We start from the raw sequence: 24,667 nt of genomic DNA on the forward strand, positions 1-24,667 counted from the left end.
AGCCAATCCCGATGACCGGCCGGCCGTCGCCCGGCTCGTACTTCAACAGGGCTGGGACGCTCAATCAATCTGTCTCAGGATACGCTGTCAGGGGGAATTGGCGTGGCGGCCGCTGGATTCCTCCCCCGGCTCCGAGAAGACGTCGGACATAACGCGTCAGAGGCTTCTCGAACCAGCGGTAGGTGAACAGAGCCGCGCCGAAGGAGATCGCCAGCGCCAAAGCGATAAAGGCCCATGGGCCAAGAAACGCGATCAAGCCGGTTCGCCAAAAGATGACGCGCATGGAGCGGATCACGAACGGGTGAAGCAGATAGAGGGCGTAGGACGCATCGCCAACACCGGCGCCCCATCGCGCGGCCAGGCTTTCAGGCCTCCGCCCGCGTGGGGCCAGGGCAGCACCGCCGACAATAAAAGCTGCGGGGAGGCCGTAGACGAGCGGTCGCGGGAGCAAGACGGAGACATCGGGAAATGCCGCCGCGAGCATCAGGGCAGCAAGCCCCGCTCCGGCGACACAGGCTCGGGCCACGCCGGGGAGCTGTAATCCCCAAACACACATGATTCCGATTGTTACGCCGAAGGCGAACTCAAGGAGGATCGGATCGGTCCAGAATCCAAAAGGTTCTGGCAACGGCGCTGCGAGACGGCCAGCTACCACCAACCCCGCCAGGGTCGCGAGCAATGCCGCCAGGGCCCAGCGCACAGGCAGCACGATTGCGGCCGTGAACAACACATAGAAGAGCATTTCATAATTGAGGGTCCAACCGAGTTCGTAAACAGGCTGGACGACTCCGTCGGGACGCGAGGCTGGAATGAACAAGTAAGATTCAATCACAAACCGGAAATTAACGTAGTCCTGATTGAGGAAGGTCGGGGCGAGCAGTGCCACCCCGAGGTAGAGCGTGGTCGCAAACCAATAAAGCGGGACAATCCTGGCGATCCGACGGGAAAGGAAGAGCCGCGCCCCACCCTGTTTTGCGAACAGCTGTTGCGACGCGTGCACCATAATCAGACCGGAGATCACGAAGAAGACGTCAACTCCGGCACTCCATGGGATGGGGTTCCATGCCTGAAAGGTGTGACCGGTCTGTAGTTCCAGGGTTGCTGCGTCATGCTGGGCATGGCGCACCGCAACCGAAGTGGCAGCGATGGCGCGCAGGACCTGGACTTGTGTGAGCGTTTCGCGTTGCCGAGGCTCGCCAAGGACCGATCTCTCGGGCCGACCGCGCGTCGAAGGCGTTGAGACTATCGCGGCCGGTTCTCGTTCGCCAGGCATGCAGGCACTCCGAAGCTTCGCGGGATCACCATTGCACAGCGCCGGAGCCCATGCATCCTGCGAATGACGGACGCGGCCTTAAACGGTGGGGAGCGTACGCGGTAATCAAAGGCACCGCCGCACCGAACAGCGTCGCCGCCGCCAGGATCTTTGCAGGGCGAATCTGATTACCCCTCGTGCCAGATCAAGACGTCCGTTGGCCCTGTAGGCGGGCACGAAGCGCAACAGAGATGCCGAAATTGCGGGGGCCGATGAGGCACGCAATCAACAACTGCGCCAGGTTGGTCAGCCCCGCACTACCGATATCGACCATGAGGGCGAAGACGCTCGCTTGGGCAAGGCGCCGGCCCATGTCTTCCCTCCGCGACGGAATTAAATCCGCTACTTCATCGGCTGGCAGGGGCTTTGAAGCAAGAATGACGGTAGGATGGAATGGGAGTTTTGTGTATGATCGTCGACATCGGTTTGGTATCGAGCGCCTCTTGTCTTTGCTCTCTCTCGGCTGGTCCCGCATCCGCTCGTAACAGTTTCGAAATAATCTGCCTCGGCACGGCAAATAATTTTTGAATGTCAGCTGGCTATCGGGATTATCAATAGAAATAACATTTCGACCAGATTCTACGAGAATACCATTTGTACCTTCAAATAAAAGAGCGCTTATTTATATTAAAATCAGCTTCAAAACCCTGCTCTGCTGGCGGCTCGTGCTCCATCCGTTTTCGCAAGCGTTCCTCCAATATCGGGCGATTGCTCCGAATGAGCCAAACAACGCGAAAGATGCAATATATATTGCCAGATTCGAGCACGCCATATTCGTCGACTCGGCGGGATTAGTCTTACCATCGACAACGAAATAGAAAAGGTCGTTCGCTCTTCCTCTGGAGGAAAACAATATTCTTGAAGTTGAAAATATCGCCGATGTTATTCTTGACCTGATGCTAGGCTCATAGCTGAGAGCAACCTTGGCGTGATACCCTCTCCCACGCAACTGCCGAACGAGCGCGTGTGCAAACGTTGTTTTGCCGGATCCTGGCGGTCCGAAAAATTCAGTGATCATTCTGGGTCAGGCTCAATCATGGGAACGCACTTGGTTCCCTGTGATATTTTTTGGGAGCGGAGACGACGGCCTCATCAAACCCTCGCGAGCAGGAGGTCGGCGCTATCCCCCATCCGGTAGCCAGCATGCTTCTTGAGATTCACCTGGGTGAGAACGCTCGCCACGGGGACTGCGGCTGACCCACGGGCCTGGAGTGGTTCCAGAACACCACGCGCGATACTGCGATGCGTCTTGCCCCAACGAACAGCGAAAAGAACCGCGTCCGCCCAGTACGTCAGAAATCTGGTTTCCGGCCCTCCGAGTCCCAAGGGTCCGTTTATGATGACGACGTCGTAAACTGAGAGCAGCTCATCCGTGAATTGCGAACTGTCCGCCGTAGACAGCAGCGTCAGCAGATCATCCGAGGGTGCAGGAGCGGCCATGAGATCGATGCCGATTTCTGGCATTCTCGTGATTGCATCCTGCAGGGCACAACGGTCACTCACAAAGTCTCCAAAGGAACTGTGAGCCATGACGGTGCTGAATTCGCCACGAAACTCGTTCGTGAGCCGCGCATCCTTGCTGTCCAGGTCGAGGAAAAGCACCTTTCCCCCCAGTCGCGTTGCCGCCAGCGCCAAGCTCCACGCCAACTCGGTCTTGCCATCATCGTGGACGCTCGACGTTACGAGGATGATATGTGGCGGGCGACCATTCGGCTGAGTAGGCGCAGCAGTGACAAGAACGGACGTCACGGCGCGGCTGAACGGCGAGTTCCGCTGGTTCAGAACCAAATGACGCAGCTGCTTCGCGTGAATTCCCGAAACCTTGGGAAGCAGCCCTACGCACGGAATCCCAAGTTCGGCTTCGGCTTCGGCTTCGCTGCGCAAGGTCTGATTGAAGCTGTTGCGGACTATGACGAGGACCGCCCCCAATAGACCGAACACGATCATACCGGGCGGGACCAGGAAAATTGGCGACAGGGTTTTCGCATTTGATGGCGGCCATGCCGCTGAAAGGATCATTACACCTGGCGAAGGCGTCGCGATGCGCCGTATCAAGTCCTGTTGCCGGCCAAGAAGATCGTTGTAGTGCTGTGTTACGATAGCCACCTGCGGCTCAAGGGAACGCAAGCCGGAAAGCTGGTTCGCAATGTCGGCCACAGCCGCGTCGAGCACCCTCTTGCGTCCCTCCAGGGCCGCAACCTGGGCGCGATATACGTTTGCCTCGGCAGCGATGCGCGCGACGTCCTGTTCCATCTCATGGTTGATCGCGTTGCCCAGACCCTCGTCCGCAGCGGCACCCGGCTGGCGGGCCACCAGATCGGCCAATACCGGCGATCCGATTTCTTCAGCCATCACCGAGACAGCCGCGCCCGCCTTTCGCAAATCCTCGATACGGCGAAGGTGTGATTCCGAGGCGGAGAGATCGGCTTTCGACAAGGAAATCTGTCGGCTGAGTTCCGCTGTCTCATTGGCCGCGTTGTTCGCCGCACTTTGATCGACGGCGCCGTGGGTCAGCCGATACGTCTCCAGACGGTCGGTTGCGTCGACCAGATTGGCTTGTACTTGCGGCAGGCTGGCGACCAGCGATTCCAGTTCAAGCTGATCCGATGCACGTCGTTTCTGTATGAGATCGTCGATATAGACCTGAGCGAATGTGTTCGCGACCAGCGCAGCGCGCGCCGGATTGTTATCGGTGTAGCCGATGGTGATGACCCGCGACCGCAGCTCTTGTCCAACCCGCATTCCATTCCGCAGCGTCTTCAGTTCGGCGGCATCCGCTGCTTGCGGACTTCCCGCCGCGGGCTTGCCTTGCGGCCACACGCTGTTCACGAGACCGCTGAGGAACGAGCCCGTATTGCGCTGATCGCCCGAAACGGCGCTCGAGCCGCTTTTTCCAGCAGCATCGGCTGCCTCGGCCTTGCGCAGCGCCGCCAGAACTCGACGCAGATGGACTTGCGACGAAAGCATCGTCAGATGGTCATCGATGCTCGAATCCAGCAAGTCCTGAACGGACTCGGTAACACCCGCACTCCTGCTTGGAGCGTCGATGATTATCTGCGTCGTCGCCTCGAACAGCACCGGGCGAGCAAGGCCGGCAAGCCCGGCCAGGATGCCACCCAGAACCGCGATGGCAAGCAGGAACCATTTTCTCGTCGCCACGGTGACGACGAGCTGATGGAAGGGAGACGACGTTTGCATGGGCTCGCGCAGCGATCGCCGCATCCGCGAGTTGGTTTCGAGCGCAGCTACCGCCATTTGCGTGGCTCGCGGAAGGTGAATGCGGCTGACTATGGAACCTTCCATCTTATACCCCTGTCAGTTCGATCTCGTGAGAAAAGCGTGTTGTCGGCGCCGATGGCCGCATGGCTTCGTTGCGCCACGCCTGGAACATAAGAAGCGGCCACAAATCGCGAGAATGATCTCGTCTTCCATCCACGTGATCGCGCCTGCAGGCGTCGACCTTTGCAGAATCGAAATCCCGTCTCCGGCGAGGCGTATATCGGCGAGAAGATCTGTGGCCCCAGACACCCAGTCCACGCTAGCGACAGGCTTATTCGTTGTCCTCGTCTATTTGAATGAAGCAAATTGAATGAAGCAACCGCATTTGGGACCACGATCGTTTGTATCAAGCTGTTGTTGCATTGAAGCAGTTCTGTTTTCCGACCGGCGAGATCCGAAGAGAATGATCCGACAGTATCTTACCGGGGCAGCATGGGTTTCCCTACAAGACAAGACAAGACGGAAAGTAGCTTATCCGACAAATCCATTGCCTGCCGAACGACGTCGGCCATTCGGAAACCCACGGGGCCGGATCAATTGACGGGCGGTCGATGGCTTGCATCCATATCGCCATCGGCGCGGATATCGCCGCGAAACGCCCGGTTGCGTACGTCACGGTCGGTTTTGGAAACTCGGCAGACAAGGTTTCCGCCTGCCGATCCAGCGACACGGTTCCCCAATGACGCCGTATGTTCTATTAGCTCGGAGTTGTCGATCCGGACATATTTCTTTGGCGGCGCGTTGAATTGCAGAACTGCAAAGTGCCGAAGACCATTTCAATGCGGCCCGTCGTGTAGTCCTCGACGGCACGAAAAGGGGTGACAGTCCAGATCGGCTCGATCGAAAACCGCCTTCTCTTCATGGCAATTCTCCTCTTAGCTAAAGGAAAATCCGCCGAATAACTAACCTAAAATCCAAACCACTCTTACCGTGTCACCTTAGGTCTTTGCGCGATGCTAGGCGTGGCCGGCAAAGCCGGTCCGGATTGAGTAGCCGGCCATAGAGTCGCCTCCGAAGCGGTGGACGACAGCCAACGTCGAGTGCGGCCTCGACTGTGTCGTACAACGCGACGGCAGAACGCCCTAGGCGGGTCTTGGCGCCGACAGCGGCGATCCACTCGCGCAACCCCTTTGCGATGATCTCGGGGCCATAGCACCTACGGAATGGACGGAGATGAGGGCCACGAGACAAGATAATATGCCCGCCACCGCCGTTGATGATGTTGGCGCTGGCATTACCCTGGATGGTCTGGCAGAAATCGTTGCTGATCAGGTTGATTGCCGGCGTGCCGGGCGGGTTCGTGATGGCGAGTAGGTCGATCTCCGAGCCGACTGAAAGAGGCGAGCACTTTGTCGGTGCCGCCACCTACCGTTTCTTTCATCTTATCGCGGAATTGTTGACATAATAGTTTGCCGCCATTGCCGATCATTGTGTCGGCGACGGTTGTTCTGTCAAACACGTCCGTGCCGCTGGTGCCATGAAGAATATGATCGGTGACTGTGGGCAGATTATCGACGGGAAAGATTATCGACGGGGATATTATCGAGGTTGTGGAGATTATGTTGAAGGAAAAAGGCTTGCAGTGCCGGAGCGCTTCCGAGCGCGGTGTCGCCTTGCTGAGAACCCCAAGCGTAAGCATAGTCGAACGCGGGTGACGGAACCAGCGTGGCCCAGTGGGCCATCATGGTCTGTTCCTGGGCGACGGTGGGAAGGGCGTATTTGCCGCCCGTCTCGGTGGTAAAGTTGCCGCCCCCAAACGTCTGATAGACCGGAACGACCTGGCTGAGCGGGACGCCCGACGCCACAGCGGCAGCCACGGTTCTGTCGATCATGTTGTAGTCGACCGCACTTGTTCCAGTTTGCACCGGATAGGCATCCACTCCATAGTAGTCGATATGCGTGTTGGCAGGATTGAAGGTGTTCGAAAAATCCGGATTCGCAAAAGACCCCATGTTCATCGTGGTGATAAAGGTCTTGGCGCCCGGCAAATTGGAATGAATCCAGTCGGATTCCGCTTTCAGATTCGCCGCGGTTGCGTAAGTGCCCCATTTGCCTGTGGGATCCGGCTCATCGACAAGGAAAAAGCCAAATACCTTCGGATTGCCAATGAACGGAGTGACTTTCTGGACGAAAGATGATGATGCCCCGTTGACCTCGTCGAGCCAGACCAATCCTTTCATGCCAGCCGGAAGTGCCTTGAGCTGCTCAACAGATGAAACGTCAGCCAGATTAAAGCCTGCGGTTGCGATTTCTGCGGCTGATCCACCTGATGCGTAATGGAGAGCCATTCGATTTCCTTTGTTTGTTTCGACAACGCCCAGGCTTGAATGGTTGCGATGAACCAGAAATCCTCCCCAAGCGACGCAAAGGACACAAGCGACTGGCGCGATCCAGGCGTGCCTTGGATAAGGATCTGTCTCGATCGTGGACGCTCTCGCGACACCGAACGACGTGACGACGACCGTCAACCATGCGGCGCCGAGGGCCAAACTTGCGAGAACGTCAGACGGCCAGTGCACCCCCAGATAAATCCGAGAAAAGCCAATTGCGAGTATGACCACGGCCGCCAGAAGCGCTATTAAGACCTTTGTCCTCCAGGTCTGCGCCCGATCGATCGCAAACCAGGCAATCAAGCCGTAGAAGGAAACCGCGATGAACGCGTGGCTGCTCGGGAAGCTCCAGCCCTCAGCAGGGACCAACGCATTGGCGATATCCGGCCGCGGGCGGGCAAAACCCGTCTTGCCCAACCAGCTGAGTATTTCCTCACCAACAATGGAGATGAGCAATGCCAAAATCCAGCGCCATTGCTTTGTCACTGCGAGATAGACTGCAATCAGGCCGGCGCAGGCCCCAACGATCTGCCAGTTTCCCAAACAAGTGATGAACGCCATGACCTTGTTCAAATGCGGAGAGCGATACATCTGAACCAAGGACATTAGATGCAGATCGGCCAGAACGAGAGAATCCCAGGGTTTTAGTTCATCACCGATGGAGAAGAAAAGCCAAAGGAAGACCAGAGAGAGAGCAGTCCCGACGGTGAGCCGGAGCCCGAACGGCTCGCCTGTGCTGAACCGCCGTGCGAGCCATCTCCAAAAGCGTGGGTGTGAGGCGAAATTGCGCTGGACTTCTGGATTGTCCCGAATAGCCTCGGTATTGACAGCAGCCCTGATTTCGGCGGGCACCACATCTCGCACTAGGTCCACCTCGTGCTGCTAGCGCGTTAGCGTTGCGCTAAGACGAATAGCATTCCGACAGCCAGTGCACCAATGCGGATCAGCAGCATGTCGATGACAGCTATTCAGGATGCGACTCTCCCATAGCCTCGGAGCGCAGTCATCCTTCGAATGATGGCATCGGGGAACAGCCCCTTTTTGAGCAGACGCGCCACCATTTGATGCGCCTTCAAATGGGTGGCGTGATCATCAACTGAGTGGGCTTGCCGGCTTTCGCCGCCAATTCAGCGAAGATCCGGTTAGATACCCCAAGCCCGGTTCCAACGGATAAGGCGTTGCAGATCGTCTTGTGGAGACCATACTCCTCGGGCGCATCGCGCAACTGCAGCCCGTTCCTGATCACAAATAGGATGCCACTGATCACCCGCCAGTCGTCAACCCGAGGCACGCCGTGCGAGAACGGAAAATACGGCTCGATCCGGGCATCTGCGCTTGCGACAATCAGATCAATCACTCGTCGGCGCGCCTGATTGCGCAGTAAGTGAATCAACCAATCGCCATCTTCGAAAAGGCTGAATTTCACGATCAGATTGCGGCGTCGATCGATGCCCTGGGAGTTGTTGAGGTGTGCGGCCGAGCGCTTCTTCAAAAGCTGCTCGACAGTCACTCCGGATAGCCTGCGTGGAATTTGGAACGCTGCAAGTTTCCGTACCAGTCGGCTGCGCTTAGACATCAGGTTATCGGCTCAACGCGCTCATCAAAAAACGCAACATGCAGGGCCGCGACGGACATTCGTAACTGCGGCAGAGGACATTGATGAAGACCCGAGCGCCTCTGATGAGGATGTTCCGTGATCGGCGGCGATTTCCCTTGCGATTGGGGCTCGGAAACCTCGCATGATTGTCATTCATTCGTGTGATGCGAGTTTCTATCTCGGGAGCTAGGAATTGAGCGGAATCGGTGGACGTGTCTAACCGGGGAATCGGGTTTCGGGACAGCTGCGATGCTGGCAGGATTAGGCACTTGGGAACCTCTCAAAAGGAAGCTGTCGCACCAAGACGAGGATTTGCGAAAGCGCGCGCCCAGGCTCAGTTTCTCGGCAGAATAACAAACGGGCCATTGAGTTGATGCGTACATTCCTTGAGGCGGCCACACGTTTCAGCAATTGGATAATCCTTCACTAAAGATTTTGTTCGGGTTAGGGAGTGTAGTTGTGCAAGAGCAGCGTTCCGGTGTACCAGTCTTGGTCGCACTGGGAAACTCCGGGAGGACGATCTATGCTGTCAGGTGCGCCGTCAATGCTGCATGGATCCCTCTGAATCGGCGGCCTTCGACAACAGTTCAGCACCATGTGGTTGCCGGCAAGGCCTGCCTTGGCGCAACTGAACGGCTGAAGGATGAGCGTTTTGAGTGCTTTCCCGAACCCTCGGGCGGCTGGCTGGTGTGGGACAACGAAGCCGACGAACCGGCGATGGTGGCCGAGACTGTTCTCAGTGGCGTTTCGGAACGGGAGGCTTCTTTCGTGACCGATATTCTTAACGGAATGGGCGATCGGTCGTTGAGTGTTGACACGCTTCGCCGGTAGGATCTTGGCGTGTCTTTCCTGTGCGTAGTAAGCCTGATGGTATTGTGGTCACGGCCGCGCGAGCTTCTATCGTTGAAAGTCAGCGGGCAGCGGCTGTACCTTTGGCAATCGCGCGCTGTTGGCTCCAGGGCATTTATCGGCCGATGGACGCCGCTTGTGGGGCTTTTTTGGCTAGATGCTGGGTTTTCCAAGCTATACTGACAGTGGCAGTGACCGTGTCGGCCACTACTGTCGGCGCCGCTGCCGTGCACCGCAACGCGCTATGGCAGGTGGTGCAAGTTTGCGTCGTTGCATCTGTGCGTCTTGGCGTTGCTTTCCCCTGTGAGGAAGTGATCCTCGCCAGAGAGGGTGTGCCTGGATCAGCTCTCATCAAATCGCCTCTGCTCAAGACTGAGTTTCTGTTGACCCCGCTTACGCCTATTGCCGGGGTGGAAAGCCTGCCTCTCCGTTCGGAGAATAGTTCCCAACTTTGGAATCGGGCATGGGAAGCTCGAAGCAAGGTTTCAACGAGCCTCGGACGATATCTGCCACGCTCGGCCATTGCTCTGGCAGTGAACTCCAGAACAGAGCGGTCCCAGGATCAGTTCCACATCCACGTAGATTGCCTCGCGGCGCCGGTGGAAAAGAAACTCGCGTTAGATGGACCGAAGATTGAGGGACCTTGGCGCCCGTTTCCACGGGAGCTGATGGGGCAACGCTATTGGATCAAGGCGGTAGATAAGTCGGATTTGGAAACCACAAATGTGATCGGCATGATTGCGGCCGGGTTGCCGCAAGCGCGACGCGTTCTGCATCGGGTAAATATCGTTGTCGTCGGGGCCGAACTCGCCGATGCGAGGCCCGGATTTTACATTCTGGCCAACTGGGAACGCTCCGCAGCGGAGGATCTTATGGATCACGACTGTACTTCGCGATGAGAGGCTCAGGCAACTGACCCAAAAGATGACGCCAAGAGAGCGATGCCGAGAATTGTCGCCTGGCGCAGCGATCACAGGCCGATCGGGTTGGGTAAAATCATTTTACCTAGTCGGATGATAGAGGGCTGCTCTGTGTCGGCTGACACGACCTTGCCTCTATCGCTCGAGCGATGAGGAGAGGATGACTTCCTGCATAGAGCCGCTGGGCAATTCGGCCAAGTCTCGGACGGACGGCAAGAGCGCACAGATAAGTGGCTTGTTGGCGGACATTGAGACTTCCGCCACATGGGCCTGCTCTTGATAATGCGATGGTCGAAACGTTATTCAAGACCCTGAAATCCGAATGGCCTGGCGCCCTCGGTTTCAAACCAGCTGGACGCCAAGCGGATCATTGGCCGCAAAATCGCCGGCTTCTACAACCCAGTCAGGCGACACTCCGCCCTCGATTACCAAAGCCCGGTTCAGTTCGAAAACTGGGCAAGAAAATGAGCCATTAGCTGTTCACTAAAGCGGGGCAAGTCCAGAAAAGACCCCGATGACACTTGGACGGTGGTCGACGTGCTCGCAGGCGGCATGCTGAGGTGGATGGGAATTTGATGTTGGAATTGGATGTTGATGATACCGATGACATCGTCGACCTTCTCAACTTCAAGGACATCAAGGGACTGCCCTGAGCGGGGTGAAAGAAAAGGCAAGGTTTCCCGCCGTGTTGCTTACTGAGATCAGTCATCTATGGCAGTCACATCCAATCGCTATTTGATGATCTTCGAGCGCGACGGTGAGGTAATCGCCCACGAGACAGTTGCTGCGCCACGCGAGTTAGACGCACGGATTGAAGCAGCACACCGCAATCGCGAGATTTCGCGCTTCATGGAGGGATCACTGGGGGCGGGAAACAGGGGGAACGGGGATTGGCCAACCAAGGTTCGACCTTAGGAAAAGCTGGACGGGACGTGGACGGTTTTCGACGTCTACCTGTGGCAACCAAGAGTGGCCAGACATCGACTCGGCGGACGATCTGGTCAGTTTTCTCAATCTCCTAGATGTCAAGCGCCGGGGCACCCTCAATCAGCCTTAGGTTCCCCTCATGACTACTCAGCGGTTGACTGGATTTGTCGTTGGCATGCCAGTGAGCGGCTGTTCGCTCACTGGCCGCTTCACATCACCGGCAATTCGGTTGCCGCCTCAGAGCTGCCTGGGATCGGCAGGTTGCCTCGCCGATACGCAACTGCTTCGGTGCATCACAGCATGTTCCGAGCGGGGTGTGCTTCATTCAAACAGACGAGGACAGTGGGTAAGACTGCCCCTAGCGTGGGCTTGGCGTTATGCGCACAGAAGCGATGAACTGGGCCCATGAAAGCAGACCCAAAAGCCAGCCAATTCGCGCGATGAGATGCCGCGAGCATTCAGGAGAGGCAGGATGAACCCGCACCTGGTTTGCGTGGGAGGTGAGGATCACCCATTGAGAATCCCGTTCCTATTGGCGCTGCGCGAGAGGGGCTTTCGGGTCACTGCGGTCTCAAGCGAAGCTGGAACCGCCTTTTCGCCCCATGACATTCCACATCGCCAATTTGGGTTCGATCGCTTTTCCAGTGGCGGCGGAAAATGGGGGGCTATCAGAGCAATTCGCAAATTGATGTTGGAACTCCGGCCAGACGTTGTCCAAAGCTTCGACACCAAGCCCAACCTGCTGACTCCACTCGCAGTGCGCGGGCAGGTTCCGGTCATCGGCACGATCAATGGCCTCGGCTGGACATTCTCATCGCTGGAACCGCGGGCTCTGGGCTTGCGTCCAGTCTTTTGCGGCCTCCAGTGGCTGGCGTCATTCTGGACAGCCATGATAGTCTTCCAAAATCGGGACGATCAGGCTTTCTTTGAGCGTTATCGGCTGGTAGGCCGCGGCAAATCTCGACTGATCCGCAGTTCTGGAATCGACGTCGATGCGTTCGCGATTTTGATGGAAAAGGGTACGGGAAACCGCGGGCTGTGTGAGGCGCGCCGATGATCCGTGACGCGTTCCTGGCTTTCGGCGTCGCGATGTCCTATGCGGCGCAACTCACCGTTCCGGGGATGCCCTTTGGATACAGCGAACTGTTCCTTGTGCTTTGGATCATGCTGTCGATCGGGCGAATTCTCGCTGGTGGCCGCTTGGAGGCTTCACCTGCCCTGACCAAGCTCGGGAGTTTCTGGCTGCTCCTGACACTTGCTCTGGGGGTAGGTACCATCGTTGGCTATCTGACAACCGTCCTGTTCCTGGACGGCCTGCTGCACGACACGTTCGCCTACGTCCTGGCGGCCGGCATCACCTGCTTGGCTGCCGCGGAGCCCGACGCTGATCGCCATCTGCGCCGTAGTGGCTGGTGGGTAATCGCTATCGCGAATGCAGGCTTTGCTATTCAGTTGGGGCTTGGTTGGGGTTGGATCCACCAATCCGGCGTGGATCCATGGTACTGGGATCGTTTCCGTGGCTGGTCCGAGAATCCGAACCAGCTTGCGCTCTATTGTGCACTCTTTGGGCCTCTGGCCCTGCATCTTGCAACCACCACCAGCAATCGTTGGGGGAGGTTCCTCGGGCTCTGCAGCCTGATCCTGACCTTCTATGTTGGAAGGCTGACAAAGAGTGACACCTATCTGTATACGACGATCCTGACTTGCCTGATATTTCTGGGGCTGCGGGTTCGGACCTGGCTCACAACCGGTGGCGACAAGGTCAGCCTTTCCCGGCAAATCGCCCTTTTGTTCATGGTTGGGTTCGTTCCGCTGGCGATGTCCATGGCGCCTTATGCCCTTACCGAGGTCGCCAGCGCTGAAAACTTCGCCAAGAGCCTCACCAAGGACAAAGGCGGGGACGCGACGGTGGAAAGCGCTGCGCTGCGCCTTTACCTCTGGAACGAAGCATTTGACACGGGCGTGAGATCTGGGTCGCTAGGCCTTGGTCCGGGCCCACACCTTGACCGCCCCCCCGTCACCGATCAGCAGTTTCTGCCGCGACCTTTTGAGGCTCACAGCACAGTCCTCGATCTTTACACCCAAGGTGGCCTGATCGCAGTCCTCGCCCTAGTGTGGATCGTCGGCTCGGCCGCGTTGTCCGCATGGCGCGCCAAGCATGAAGCCCTCCTGGCACTCGCTTCGTCGATCGTCGTCTTCGGCATTCCGCACCTGATCATCCGCCATCCGATCGTGTGGTTTGCTCTAACCATTTGCCTTGTCGCCGGAACTCCGCGGGCGACTCCGGCGACTGTTCGCCACCGGCGATATTAGGATGTGTGGGATTGCCGGAATTCTTCTTGCGCCCGATGGCAAGCCGCCGCAATCGGGACTGACCCAAGACGACATTGAACTCTTCGGATCGCCCAGGCCGCGGCAGCTTCGCTGCTCAGGCATCAAGCCCGTCATTCCAAAAGGGCGGCGGGTATCCGTCCCGGCGCCGGCTGGCGACCAGGGTCGAGGGTCCGCCATCGTCTCCCCGCAAAGGGCAGATCGGCAGTTTCAACGTTTTCCTGCCGTTGTAATCCATCCGGCTTAATTGCCTTGGCGCGGCTGTAGGAGGAAGCAATGGCGTCTGGACCGAGAAGCCTCAAAGCCGAGCGCATGGGTTCGCTGGATTTGCTGCGCCTGGTTGCGGCCTTGGCTGTTGTCTGCTTCCACTACCTGTTTCGGGCGTCGATCGCGCCGCCGGTTCTGGCGCACGGCTATCCCGAAGCCAGCGCCTTCGCCATGTATGGCTATATGGGCGTCAATCTGTTTTTTCTGATTAGCGGTTTCGTCATCGCATGGTCGGCCGAAGGCAGGAGCTGGACGGAGTTCGCCGTGGCAAGGTTCGCGCGCCTTTATCCCGGCTTCCTTGTCTGCATGACCGCCAGCTTCATCGTGCAATCCGTGGCTGCCGATCCCAACCTTCCGTATGATCCAAGCACGTGGGTCGCCAATCTGTTCATCGTCGCCCCGGCGTTCAAGAGACCCTTTATGGACGGCGTCTACTGGTCGATCGTCTGCGAGATCGTTTTCTATGGCTGGATCGCGATCGGCCTGTTCTTTGGCGTCTTTTCGCGCTGGAAATTGCAGCTAGTGGCGACATGGCTGCTGATTTCCGTCGTCAACACGATGGCCGTTCACAGCACGGCACTGCAAATGCTATTCATCACGCAATACGCGCCCTTCTTCGCCGGCGGTATCCTTGCTCAGCACATAGTGGCAAAGGGCTTTTCAACCGCGGCGCTGATCCTGCTCGGCACGGCGTTCGTGCTGTCCTGCAAGGAACTGACCGTCGCCGCAGACTGGATGCAGGCCCATTACGGACTGTCGTTGCCCTACCCGAGGATGCTTGCCGCAAATGTCGTCGTCCATGCCCTATTCGGCGGGGGTCTCCTCTTGCGGCGCCGCGTTGCACCGTCGCCATTGGTGCTTGTGCTGGGCGGGCTCACCTACCCGCTCTACCTTTTGCATCAGGACATCGGCACCCTCGGGCTCAACGCGCTGGCGCCAGCCGTCGACCGCTGGGTCGCCCTCGGCCTGGTGATGACGGCGGTACTGTCAGCGTCCTTCGTGGTTTCGTTTTTCATCGAAAAGCCGCTACGCAAGCCTTTGATATCGTTGCTGCTGCCCCGCCTGAATATGATGGCGAGCAAGCTCCGGCTCGATCGACCGGCATAAAGGTACGCAGCAGTTTTGGGACAACGACATGCGCAAAGACTTAAAAGCGCGTCGCATGAATCCGTTCAAACGCGACGCGCTTGCAAAAAGCCCGCGCAGTCAAAGCCGGGCGGGCGTTTTGGGGAAATGTCGTCTATTATCGCGGCCTGGCTAAAGCGTGTCGCGATTAATTGGCCTCATATCCGGCAGCCTTGAAGAAGTTTCTGCATTCGGCTGGCTCGAACAGGTGGCAGATATCGCCGAGAGCGTCGCAGAGGGCATCGAAAGTTCTGGCCGCCTTCTTTCGCAGCCGCGCCTTGAGTTTTGAGTAGGCCATCTCGATCGGATTGAGATCGGGTGAGTATGGCGGCAGGAACAGGAGCCATGCGCCCCTTTGGCGAACCAGTTGGGCAGCGCGCTCGTTCTTGTGGAAGCCGACATTATCGAGAATGACGACATCGCCGGGCGACAGTTCGGGAGCGAGCTGCGTTTCGACGTAGCGTTCGAAGATGGCGGCATTCATCGGCGCGTTGACGATCCACGGCGCGACAAGACCGTGACATCGCAGCCCGGCGATGAAGGTCTGCGTCTGCCATTTGCCGAATGGCGCATGCGTCCTGAAGCGCTCGCCCTTCGGCGCCCAGCCGGTGCGTTTGGTCAGTTTGGTATTGGTCGACGTCTCATCGATGAAGATCAGCCGCGCCAAAGCCTTGTTGAAGAAGCGCTTTCGCCGCCCGATCCACAGTTCACGCGCCTGGCGCACGTCGGCCCGCTGCTGCTCGCTGGCCAGTAGAGTTTTTTTATGACTGAGCCCAAGGCGATTGAGCAGGCGACCGACATTGGAGCGGTGCACGCTCACCCCGCGCACCTCCAGCTCGACGCAAAGCTCATCTAGCGTCAGTTCGCCGGTCTCGGCCAACCGCGAGCGGACAAACTCGGCATGCGGCTCAAGCTTGCCGCCGCCCACATGGCCCTGCCGACGCGCTTCAAGCGAACCGGTCTGCCGCCGCAGGTTGATCAGATTGTTCACAAAGCGAGGCGAAACGCGGAAATGGCGCGCAGCCTCGCGGTGACCATGTCCCTCATCGACATACGCAACAACACGCCGACGCAACTCAAGCGGTAGCGGCTTGCCCATCGCGGTCTCCTTTCAGCCGCAATGAATCACGAACTCAAATCTATGGGAATCCTGAATCCCTTAAATCGCGACACGCTTTAGTCGAACCGCACGCCTCGATCGTAAACAACCGCAAGCTCATTTTCGATGGCACAAGCCGCTATCATTTCATCGAGTGCGCGGTCTTCGATGCCCGCTTTTACAACTTTGGCGGATTGCTCTTGAAGCGTGATCGGTGGACACAAAGCCGTGTCGCCGCTTTCTCACATCTACATACTGTTCAATAGCGATTTTGAGCCGTCTACTCGGAATATCATCGACGTTTTGGAACTGAGCCTCCTGTCTCCAGTCTGCCACCCGCGCTCGCTCCCCGTTACCACTTCGAGGGAGGTCGCTGTCCAGACCTTCGAGAACGCAAAAACCCAGACGGGCCGATCCGCAGGACAGTCAGGGCACAACGTGGTAACTCCGCCACCCTTCCGGATGACGGGCCAGTTGCCAAGGCGCCGGGACGCCGGGGTAGTGATAATGCCCTTTACCACTACCAATCAGGGCCGCGAAACTGGCCGGCGCGTCAACGTGATGCTGACCAGCGCCCGCGTCACGCAAGCGTTTCGCGACGCTCTTTTCCTCGCGGCCGACAAGGCACGGATGACCCCCAGCGACTTCGCCTGTCAAACGGCTTCCAAAACTGACCCCCGATGCCAGGCGAGACCCGTGCGACGGGCACCATCCGCCGACTGATCGATAAGCACGGCGCCGAGCACGCGCGCCTGGTGATGTGCATCCTGGCCGAGGGCAAGGGCAACCATGCGCTGATCGACGAGACCAGCCTGCGGGCCATCTCTGACCTGCTGCTTGCCTGTCCCGATATTGTCGAGGCCAGCATGTCGGAACTCCTCGAGCTTTTCGACCGCATTCCTCTTGGGCCGTACATGGCCATTGCCCATGAGCTACGCGGTAAGGTGAGACAATGCGATGCCTTGGCCGGAATGCTCTACCTGCACCTCCGCAGCCTCAAGGGCGGCCTTGGCGCGGGCAAGGAACCCGATCCGAAACGGCAGGATCGAGTGCGCATCAGCGAGGCAGAGAAAGGCCGTGTGACGCTCACAGCGCGGCAGCGGCGAGCAGCAGAGTTTGTGGAGATCGGCAGGCATCTTCTGGCCGCCAAGGCGTCCCTACCGCACGGCGAGTTCGGCCGTTGGCTTGCCGATCAGCCGATGACCTATGAGAGGGCGTTGAAGGCTATGCGTCTGGCGAAAGCGGCTTGAGTGTCTACTCGACCTCGGGCGGATCCGCATCGTTGTCCGCCCAAAGACCAATAGCCCGATCTAGATCGCGCCAAAGCCAAAGAAACGCTAGGTCCCCTCCGGGGCTGTGAGAGGGCTCTGGAGAGGTCGTCGTGCGAACCTCAATCCGGCTTGTCCCCGAGCGTTGCCCGGCGGTGCGGCAGGTGGCACATTAGCCACAGTTAATATTAATCGGCAATCCTGTTTTGCGCCATTGGCATAGGCGTCCCGTAATGGGTCCAATAGGTCTGGCACCGCAATTGCCCTGTCAGCAATGCCGGGGTCAACCATCACCCCGGCGATGGGGGGCCCCGCCGCCTCGCAAATGGAGCGGCGGGTTCTTTAACGGCTGATTTGAAAGCCGCCTAAATCGCCAAAACATTGGGGTGCTGGGCAACTATGTATCTTCCGCAAGTTTTGGTCGGCATGTTCGGGACGTCGTTCATCATGGCGGTCTGGGCTGACATGGAAACTGGTTCCGCCTGGAAGGCGCTCGCTTGGACCGTCCTCACGCTGATTGTATTGCAGGTTGGATATTTCCTGCTGGCATTCGGGCTTTTCTATAAGCGCTCGAAGAAAAGCACCGACGCAAAACCGGAGCCCGTCAGCCGTGCTCAGCCGCTTCGTCGAGATGGTGGTGTTTCATCCCCTGGCGGCCAATAGGAGCCGTGTTCAGGAAGGTTTCACAACTCGGCCAGCCAATCGAGCGTCCAGCCCATTTTCGTAGATCCGCGCGAGCACGTCGCGGGCAGTCTCGGCACGCTCCCGTGCGCAGCCGACAAGTATGTTTCCGCCCAAGGTCGCAGGCGCACCGGCAACGTCGTCCCATACCAGGTAACAGACGGCTCAGGGACGCAGCTAAATCTAGGTTGGTAATCTTCCGCTGTTGTCGGTGGTCCTGCAGGCCTCCGAACGCCTACGGCGAGGCCAAGGACAGTCGTTGACGGCAGCGGCCCGACAGTCCGTCGTTGGGGTAGGTTTGGCTGACCGTCGGGCCTAGCCGACTCGGGCAAGCCGGCTGAGTCGAATCGTAATATTAGCAACTGTGCAATAAAACCCGGATCGGCCGTTTTCCCCCGCTCAGATCAGCCTCGCGCTTCCAGCAGTCCCATTTCGGGAAACATAACTGGCATCCGTCTTGCTGCGTAAGCTTGCCGGCTAACCCCGGTCCTGATTTAGCGTACTAAATCAGGTTGGGCTCGCCGGGTGTTGTGCAGGGCTATCGCATATGAGTAAAGAGCTGGAAGAAGAAGTCTTTGTTCCATCTGGCTCTGCGCATTTTGCTTGCAATGGGTTTGTCGAGAGGATGGGCTTGCAAGATGTTTTGCGCGAGGCGTCTGATGACGGCGAGGTTTTGCGGGGCGTTGTCCTTGCGGGAGCGAGCGTCGTCCTCATGGAAGACGACGTCGAGGCTCCAATGCAACTGGTTCTCGATTGTCCAATGTGCTCTGAGCGTCTCGGCCAGTCTTTTAGGGGTAAGCACTTTGGAGAGCGCGACATAGCGCACGGAGGTACTGGATTTGCCGCCTGCCACGCTGCGAGAGGCCTCAATGCGTCCGATCGCCTTGAGGCCGGGAAAGCCCGGCAGGTCGAGCAGCCGCTTGAGCGGCAGGACCGAAGCCCTTCGCGTCTCGGTGCGGCCATGCGCGCTGTCGCTGGTCTCAAAGAACGCGATCTCGCCGGCTTGGGCGAAGCTTCGTTCGGCCGCGGCAAACAGCTTGGGACGATTGGGCTTCAGCCCCAGCGCATAATGCGCCTTCTTGCCGATCAGCGCCTTGGCGGTGTCGGGGCGGCAGTGCAGCGCATCGGCCGTCACTGTACAGCCCTTCAAATCCAAGCTCTTCAGAAGATCCAGCGTGGCTTTGACCTCGTCGCCCTCAGGCGCGCGGGCAGCGGCAATCGACAGCCTCGTCTCGGCGTCCCACACGCTCACCATCAAAGGTGGCATGAAAGCCCGCCCCTTCGCATAGCCGCGCCGCAACGCCTTGCCGTCGACGGCCACCACGCCGCGTGGCGGCGAAAGTCCGAGCGTTTGGCGCAGCGCCGCCATGAAGCTGGCAAAGCTGCGCGCAAGCTCATCGGCATCGAGAAGTCGAAACACCCGGCTGAACGTGTCGTGGCTCGGACAGCCATGCTCCAGCACCACGATCTCTTTCAGCTCTTCTTCCTGACCCTCGACGAAATCGGCAATATCCACGCAGCTTTTGGCGCCGCACAACGTCGCAGCCAAGGCCAAAAACAGAAGCTCCGCCAGATCATGACGCGCGTTGACGTCACGCGGGTCTTGAACTTCCCGCAAAATCGAAAGCAGCAATGGCATTGGGCCTCTCCTTCAAAGACAAAGCCCCTAAAGAATCAACCTTTCCACCGCCCGCAAGACCTACTTTTACTCAAATGCGATTCCCCTGGGATGTTGTGGCGGTTGGGGTCTGCCTTCCGCGCGATTCTCTGCCCGCGAGCTATATTAACGTCCCGTTAACCATTCGAGATCACCCTCATTAAGCGGCTCAAGCACCGCAGTTACAGGCAACCGACAAGGCCCGTCGCTCCCCGTACCCCTCCGAGCGGCGGGCTTTGCTTTAGAAGCTAAGCCTCGACGAGATCTTCGTCCTGAACGAAGCCGGACTTTCCGACTTCGGCGCACTGCGGTCGGCAAGCCGGCTGGGTGAGCCGCCTTGCAAGCTTTCTCCGTCTGCGCAATATTTGCGGCAGGGGAAATGATGCACACGCTGCCGCCCAATATCGATATCGATGCCGACGTGGTGCTAGCCATCGGCCGGATGCTCGACGACCATGCAAAGTTGGCGTCTGTCTCGCTCGCGGATTCGGTCCAGCAAATCCGCAACGATCACAAAACGGCCCTTAGCGACTTCGATCTGGAAGAACTTGTGGTCGAGATGGCAGCTTCACGCGGACTTTCCGTCTTACTCGACCGCACAGCGAGATAACGGCCGCTCCTCGGAACCTAACCGCCGGGCCGGAATTTTGGGCCAATGAGCACGCGCGGCACCGATTTTTTGCATCAGTGGCCTAGCAACAACATTCCCGAGACCATCGGCGCGGACACAATCTCGGTGAGCGAGCTGACGAACGAGCTATTCGCCGATGCCAAAGCCCTAGATATTAGCGAGAACGAAATCGAGGAAGATACCGGCAGTGTTTATGGGGCGATCCTGGACGCAATCGTCCACTTCGATCCTGGCATTCCCGAATAGGTTTTTTTAGCCATTGCCAGTGAGATCGAGACGAGGAATATACGCCTCCCGTTGCGGCGACCCTTCCGTGGAGCTCGCCATGCCCCTCAAGACCCTCGCCGACACCTTGGCCGCCCGCGAAACCATGTACGTCAATTGCGGGCATCCGTTGTGCTGCAAATCGACAAAGCTCGATATTCAGGCGCTGATCGACAGGCTCGGCGCCGATCACGGCTCGATGCATTGGGATCTGGTCGGGCTCTTCGGCTGCTCAGATTGCAAGGCCGCGGGTCGCGACCGCCGACCGGTGTTCTTCACATGCATTCCTGATTACGAAAGCCAGCAGCGGGAGCGCAACCGCGACTGGAAGCCGACTTTCGAGCGAAGAGCAGACTAAACCCACTGCAGCAGCCGAGCGCCTGAGGGAACCATCTGGCGGCGGGAGGCTTACTATGATCGAGGGAGCCAAGGACTAGTTCGATGGCCGAGGAAACAAGGCGGCCTCAGTTGGCTGCTGAAAGCATTCGCGCGCTAGCGATTGAAACGGGCATCACCGAGGAACAGATTAGCGATATTGTCTCTATGGTTGGCCCTAATCGGGCGTCGATCCTGAGAGAAGCGCGGCTACTCAGCCAGGCCAGACAGTTTCCGAATTGGCCGCCACGGTGACCGTGCGCCAATGAGGCGTCTAGCGGCGACGCTGCTCGTAGCGCTGATTGCGATCTGAAACCCCGAAAAGTCCGGCCTTCAATTCCTCAGCACTGGTCGCGCCGTTGTTGAACAACGACATGACCAGCATCGCGATCATCTCCCGTTCCGATTCATCGGCGATGCCAAAGGCCACGCAATGGTCGTTCAAGGCCTTGGTCAGGATTGTTAATTGCTCCGAATCGGCAATGCCATTGAAAAGCATGTGCTCTCTCCCTCCAGAGGGGCGAAAGCGTGATCGACTCTTTCAAGCGCCAGCGCCCGATACAAGGCTGGCGACGTTTGCTTTATACGCTTTGGACAGTCGGTTAGCGAGTCATCCCGTATGCCGTGGTTGTCAAATAGATAATCCCCCGCCTGCACCTACATCTCGTTGTTATCGATGATGCCGGCTTCGCCGTCCGGAAATTGAGTGTCTGTCGCACGTGATTTCTTGAGCCTCACGCCGGCGCCGCCGCCGTTCTCGGGGATGAACTCGACGCCGGCCGATTCGAAAGCCGTCTGAACCGCTGCCATTGAATGGCCGGGCGTGGTCGCCTCGGTCTCAATCCTGGTCACAGTGTTCCGGTGCACGCCGGACTTCTCAGCAAGGTCGCGGACTGTCCAATTTAGTAGCCCGCGAGCCGCTCTGACTTGTGCACCTGTCACCACGAAATGTTCCTGTATAGTGCATGTGTCACCATAAAGGTGCGTATAGCACAATTTCAGGAGAATACCAATGCCGAACACCCACGTTCCGGCCGCCGGCGAAGCTATGCCCGCTGCCAATCTGAACCGCCGCCTGGCCCTCTTTGTCGGGCTGTCTGGCGCCGCGATGCTCGCCGCCATGCCGAAGGCACATGCTGGCGCGGAGGAAGGCCACGACCCGCTTCTCGATGTCTGACCGATCGTCCGTGCGAAATCGTTCGCTGTGCCAAGGGGGAGCACGTCCAACAGAAGCGATGCCGCCAGGAGACCTGGCGCAGCCGCATTCAACGTCCCATCGCCGCCACCCACGATCACCAGGTCGCAACCGCCCGCCCGACGCTTCATGACGTCGGACAGATTTTCGTCTGGACTGGGCCCGGCGTCGATCAGTTCAATCCCGCCGCGTTGCAGCAAGCCGCGCACGTAATCAATGGGCTGCGATCCTAGACGTGCTCGCCGATTGACAAGAAAAAGCGCGCGGCGCTTCGTCAGAGAGCGGTTCATCAATGCCCGCTTCGAACAAGTAGTGGCTTGCCTGTTTCAACGACCCGATGACAGGTCGAGGACGTCGACAGAACCTCTGACTGTTCTTGGGAGCAAGGGCCGTTGACCAGAATCTGATCCAAATGTGAACAGCAGCCACGCCAATCGACAGTTGTTCGGCACCGCAATGCCCGGTCGCGGATAGCGCGGCGATCATGGTCGGTCTTATCAAGAGACATCGCACATATCTGCCGGGCCGACCTGACGGGTCGATGACAAGAGGACCGGCGATTTGCACCATACCCCTCCGGCGCAGCCGATTTGCCGCCTTCAGGTCCAGAGGCGCGTGGTGGGATACCAACTGTCTTCAACGGCACTATGGAATAAATCGGCTCATGGAGAATAGGCGCGACGGGCGTCCCTAGAGAGATTCAGAACGACAGGCGTTCAGGCTGACGAGCAGCCTGGCTTGCAAGACTATTTTACCGAGCTGACCAGCGCTTCGTCGCCGCCCAGGATGGACACCCAGCGCCCCGTATTGTCGCTCGACTGTCTCTTCAGGTAGCGATAGCCGGTCTGGCTCCAGAGGCGAACCTTGTTGGTAAGGTTGTCGAGAATGAAGTCGCCCTTGTCCGTCCGCACTGTCAGCACGGCGTGGCCTTCGCCATCCGGCTTGCGAACGACGGTCATCAGCAGGTTGGATACGGCGACGCCGCTGGAGATAAGTTCCCGCCGCTTTTCAAGCGCGTAGTCCTCGCAGTCGCCAAACCCGTCCTCCGGATAGGCCCACCACTCTTCCTTGCCGTAGTTATCCATGTCGCTCATCGGCTTGACGCGCGTGTTCACGGATAGGTTCACCGCGGTGATCTGCCGCAAAAGCTGGCTGGACATGTGCTCGGGCGTGTTGTTGGACGAACGGATCGAGCATTCGTCGACGTGGATCTTGCAGAAATCGTAATGGCCGATCGGCTGGGATGTCGGACCGCCGATGACCATCGAAAGTTCGGACGCATTCGCCAAATTCGACGCCGAACTCAACACCGTCAAGGCGACGGCAAAGCCAAACCTCCTTGCCGTACAACGCCAACCCACCGAGGATGCCATGAGTGGCCCCGCCCATTCATTCTTGTTAACGAAATGTTAACGGCTGTTTTCCCGGCGTGTCAATGAATGTGCATCACCGATCGTTCGTCATGGTTATTTGCCCTGCCGGCGTTGTGCCCGGACAGACCCCAGTTGCCGTGCAAGGTAGCCGTAGACGATATGTTCACAATCGCACCGCCACCGGAATCCCGCATCACCGGCAAGGCGTAGGAGGCTACAAAATAGGTGGAGTCCAGGTTGGCGCCACGCATCTTGTCCCATCTCGATCCAGGGCGATCGCCTGGTTCGATGCCGCTCCGGCGCGAACCAGCGCCTGCATTGTTGACCACAACCCGCAGCCGCCCCCAATGGCCGATTTGGCCGATCAGATCCTCGACTTGATGTTCCTCCGATAGATCGCACGCGAAAAAGCGGGCTTCACCCTCAATCGCCTTTGCTTCCGCTTCAACGACGCGGCCCTTCTCGCGATCGCGGCCCGCGAACGCCACCCGAGCTCCCTCTTTCAGGAAATAGTGGACGATTCCGCGGCCTATCCCCGAATTCCCGCCGGTCACGAGAACGTCCTGACCTTTAAACCGCATGGTACCTCCTGCAGACGATGCAGATGCGCGCACATCACGGCATCTCTGATCTATTCCGCTGAAAAACGGTGGACCGAAAAGGGATATGCTTCGCTATTCAATTCAGCGTCAGTGCCACAGCGGGTCAAGGATTGGACATCGAGCGGGAGCGAGTTCTTCCCTTTGAAGTCATGGGGCCTTTATTGGTTGAAAACTGCTGTCAGGTCTCCTCGTGTCCGCCAAGAGTTGCAGACAGACCTTCGGCGCGTGATCTGGAGGGCAATGATTTGGGCCGTCACCGGCTGCGTAGCCTACGACCGCAGAGTTCTGTTTGTGCGATCGGGTTGATGCTGAGCGTGCAGACCGTGCTTCGGCGATGGCTTCCGGAACAAAGGCTATCGCGGGATCGCGGGCAACCAGTTCCAGGAGTGTTTCAAGGTCGCTGACCTCGAAGACTGTGCGACGCTCGATGCCAACGTCCAGAAAGGCGCGATCGACGCGTTTCCCCGTCTCCCAATCCGACCGAAATCGACGAATGTTCATCTTTCAACGCGGAGAGCACACCCGTCACGGCCGGCCAAGGCATGTTTCAGCGCACTGGTGAGCTCGACACATCTGGCGGGTGGC

The 24,667-nt window shown here is 58.4% G+C and carries 22 protein-coding genes and 1 pseudogene; 11 read left to right on the plus strand and 12 right to left on the minus strand.

What is annotated here, in order from left to right; translation table 11 throughout:
• Positions 1 to 64: 64 nt before the first annotated feature.
• From BPNPMPFG_RS11840 to BPNPMPFG_RS43135, 5 genes are all read right to left on the minus strand, one after another.
• Positions 65 to 1,273, minus strand: a complete 1,209-nt coding sequence (locus BPNPMPFG_RS11840) for an acyltransferase family protein (RefSeq protein ID WP_258595531.1) — start codon at positions 1,271 to 1,273, stop codon at positions 65 to 67.
• Positions 1,274 to 1,457: 184 nt separating this feature from the next.
• On the minus strand, positions 1,458 to 1,625 hold the full coding sequence (locus tag BPNPMPFG_RS11845; RefSeq protein ID WP_258595532.1) for a hypothetical protein: 168 nt from the start codon (positions 1,623 to 1,625) through the stop codon (positions 1,458 to 1,460).
• 779 nt (positions 1,626 to 2,404) lie between these two features.
• Positions 2,405 to 4,615: a GumC family protein gene (locus tag BPNPMPFG_RS11850; RefSeq protein ID WP_258595533.1), complete on the minus strand. Its 2,211-nt coding sequence runs from the start codon at positions 4,613 to 4,615 to the stop codon at positions 2,405 to 2,407.
• Positions 4,616 to 6,099: 1,484 nt separating this feature from the next.
• Positions 6,100 to 7,773, minus strand: coding sequence for a phosphatase PAP2 family protein (locus tag BPNPMPFG_RS11855; RefSeq protein ID WP_258595534.1), 1,674 nt, complete (start codon positions 7,771 to 7,773; stop codon positions 6,100 to 6,102).
• A gap of 220 nt (positions 7,774 to 7,993) precedes the next feature.
• Positions 7,994 to 8,431, minus strand: a complete 438-nt coding sequence (locus BPNPMPFG_RS43135; RefSeq protein ID WP_413776845.1) for a transposase — start codon at positions 8,429 to 8,431, stop codon at positions 7,994 to 7,996.
• Between the two features lie 684 nt (positions 8,432 to 9,115).
• Here BPNPMPFG_RS43135 and BPNPMPFG_RS11865 point away from each other — a divergent pair.
• The 6 genes and pseudogenes from BPNPMPFG_RS11865 (at position 9,116) to BPNPMPFG_RS11890 (ending at position 14,919) form a co-directional block, all read left to right on the plus strand.
• Positions 9,116 to 9,349 carry a hypothetical protein gene (locus BPNPMPFG_RS11865; RefSeq protein ID WP_258595536.1) on the plus strand — a complete coding sequence of 78 codons (234 nt, stop codon included), beginning with the start codon at positions 9,116 to 9,118 and terminating at the stop codon, positions 9,347 to 9,349.
• 209 nt (positions 9,350 to 9,558) lie between these two features.
• Positions 9,559 to 10,266, plus strand: a complete 708-nt coding sequence (locus BPNPMPFG_RS11870; protein ID WP_258595537.1) for a CDP-diacylglycerol diphosphatase — start codon at positions 9,559 to 9,561, stop codon at positions 10,264 to 10,266.
• A gap of 287 nt (positions 10,267 to 10,553) precedes the next feature.
• Positions 10,554 to 10,755, plus strand: a pseudogene (locus BPNPMPFG_RS11875) (integrase core domain-containing protein); the annotation flags it as partial.
• A 931-nt stretch (positions 10,756 to 11,686) separates the two neighbouring features.
• Positions 11,687 to 12,271 carry a glycosyltransferase gene (locus BPNPMPFG_RS11880; RefSeq protein ID WP_258595538.1) on the plus strand — a complete coding sequence of 195 codons (585 nt, stop codon included), beginning with the start codon at positions 11,687 to 11,689 and terminating at the stop codon, positions 12,269 to 12,271.
• Entirely contained in the window at positions 12,268 to 13,527 is a 1,260-nt protein-coding gene (locus tag BPNPMPFG_RS11885) for an O-antigen ligase family protein (RefSeq protein ID WP_258595540.1), read from the plus strand. The genes BPNPMPFG_RS11880 and BPNPMPFG_RS11885 overlap by 4 nt, the downstream gene beginning before the upstream one ends.
• Before the next feature lie 294 nt (positions 13,528 to 13,821).
• The gene (locus BPNPMPFG_RS11890; RefSeq protein ID WP_258595542.1) at positions 13,822 to 14,919 is read left to right on the plus strand and encodes an acyltransferase family protein; all 1,098 of its coding nucleotides are present in this window, start codon (positions 13,822 to 13,824) and stop codon (positions 14,917 to 14,919) included.
• A 166-nt stretch (positions 14,920 to 15,085) separates the two neighbouring features.
• On the opposite strand, the gene BPNPMPFG_RS11895 is transcribed toward BPNPMPFG_RS11890, so the two are convergent.
• Positions 15,086 to 16,036 carry an IS630 family transposase gene (locus tag BPNPMPFG_RS11895; RefSeq protein WP_258590038.1) on the minus strand — a complete coding sequence of 317 codons (951 nt, stop codon included), beginning with the start codon at positions 16,034 to 16,036 and terminating at the stop codon, positions 15,086 to 15,088.
• A 680-nt stretch (positions 16,037 to 16,716) separates the two neighbouring features.
• Between BPNPMPFG_RS11895 and BPNPMPFG_RS11900 the strand changes: the two genes are divergently transcribed.
• Together BPNPMPFG_RS11900 and BPNPMPFG_RS11905 are read left to right on the plus strand one after the other, a co-directional pair.
• Entirely contained in the window at positions 16,717 to 17,286 is a 570-nt protein-coding gene (locus BPNPMPFG_RS11900; protein ID WP_258595544.1) for a DUF3102 domain-containing protein, read from the plus strand.
• A 417-nt stretch (positions 17,287 to 17,703) separates the two neighbouring features.
• Positions 17,704 to 17,967, plus strand: coding sequence for an exopolysaccharide production repressor protein (locus BPNPMPFG_RS11905; protein ID WP_258595546.1), 264 nt, complete (start codon positions 17,704 to 17,706; stop codon positions 17,965 to 17,967).
• A 556-nt stretch (positions 17,968 to 18,523) separates the two neighbouring features.
• On the opposite strand, the gene BPNPMPFG_RS11910 is transcribed toward BPNPMPFG_RS11905, so the two are convergent.
• Positions 18,524 to 19,624, minus strand: a complete 1,101-nt coding sequence (locus BPNPMPFG_RS11910) for an ISAs1 family transposase (RefSeq protein WP_258590521.1) — start codon at positions 19,622 to 19,624, stop codon at positions 18,524 to 18,526.
• A 397-nt stretch (positions 19,625 to 20,021) separates the two neighbouring features.
• Between BPNPMPFG_RS11910 and BPNPMPFG_RS11915 the strand changes: the two genes are divergently transcribed.
• The 3 genes from BPNPMPFG_RS11915 (at position 20,022) to BPNPMPFG_RS11925 (ending at position 20,895) form a co-directional block, all read left to right on the plus strand.
• Positions 20,022 to 20,252 carry a hypothetical protein gene (locus BPNPMPFG_RS11915; RefSeq protein ID WP_258595548.1) on the plus strand — a complete coding sequence of 77 codons (231 nt, stop codon included), beginning with the start codon at positions 20,022 to 20,024 and terminating at the stop codon, positions 20,250 to 20,252.
• A gap of 45 nt (positions 20,253 to 20,297) precedes the next feature.
• Positions 20,298 to 20,519 (plus strand): DUF768 domain-containing protein, encoded by a 222-nt coding sequence (locus tag BPNPMPFG_RS11920; RefSeq protein ID WP_258595549.1) that lies wholly within the window; start codon positions 20,298 to 20,300, stop codon positions 20,517 to 20,519.
• 67 nt (positions 20,520 to 20,586) lie between these two features.
• A complete protein-coding gene (locus tag BPNPMPFG_RS11925) occupies positions 20,587 to 20,895 on the plus strand; it encodes a hypothetical protein (RefSeq protein ID WP_258595550.1) in 309 nt (102 codons plus the stop codon).
• Between the two features lie 291 nt (positions 20,896 to 21,186).
• On the opposite strand, the gene BPNPMPFG_RS11930 is transcribed toward BPNPMPFG_RS11925, so the two are convergent.
• The 5 genes from BPNPMPFG_RS11930 to BPNPMPFG_RS43140 all read right to left on the minus strand — a co-directional run bounded on the left by BPNPMPFG_RS11930 (position 21,187) and on the right by BPNPMPFG_RS43140 (position 24,583).
• The gene (locus BPNPMPFG_RS11930) at positions 21,187 to 21,411 is read right to left on the minus strand and encodes a hypothetical protein (protein ID WP_258595551.1); all 225 of its coding nucleotides are present in this window, start codon (positions 21,409 to 21,411) and stop codon (positions 21,187 to 21,189) included.
• Between the two features lie 158 nt (positions 21,412 to 21,569).
• Positions 21,570 to 22,397, minus strand: coding sequence for a diacylglycerol kinase family protein (locus BPNPMPFG_RS42880; RefSeq protein ID WP_319945987.1), 828 nt, complete (start codon positions 22,395 to 22,397; stop codon positions 21,570 to 21,572).
• A gap of 456 nt (positions 22,398 to 22,853) precedes the next feature.
• Positions 22,854 to 23,480: a transglutaminase-like cysteine peptidase gene (locus tag BPNPMPFG_RS11945; protein ID WP_258595552.1), complete on the minus strand. Its 627-nt coding sequence runs from the start codon at positions 23,478 to 23,480 to the stop codon at positions 22,854 to 22,856.
• 59 nt (positions 23,481 to 23,539) lie between these two features.
• A complete protein-coding gene (locus tag BPNPMPFG_RS11950) occupies positions 23,540 to 24,061 on the minus strand; it encodes an SDR family NAD(P)-dependent oxidoreductase (protein ID WP_258595554.1) in 522 nt (173 codons plus the stop codon).
• Positions 24,062 to 24,229: 168 nt separating this feature from the next.
• Positions 24,230 to 24,583 carry a LysR substrate-binding domain-containing protein gene (locus tag BPNPMPFG_RS43140; protein ID WP_413776846.1) on the minus strand — a complete coding sequence of 118 codons (354 nt, stop codon included), beginning with the start codon at positions 24,581 to 24,583 and terminating at the stop codon, positions 24,230 to 24,232.
• Between the last annotated feature and the right edge of the window lie 84 nt (positions 24,584 to 24,667).

The organism is Mesorhizobium sp. AR07 (assembly GCF_024746815.1).
GTDB lineage: Bacteria > Pseudomonadota > Alphaproteobacteria > Rhizobiales > Rhizobiaceae > Mesorhizobium.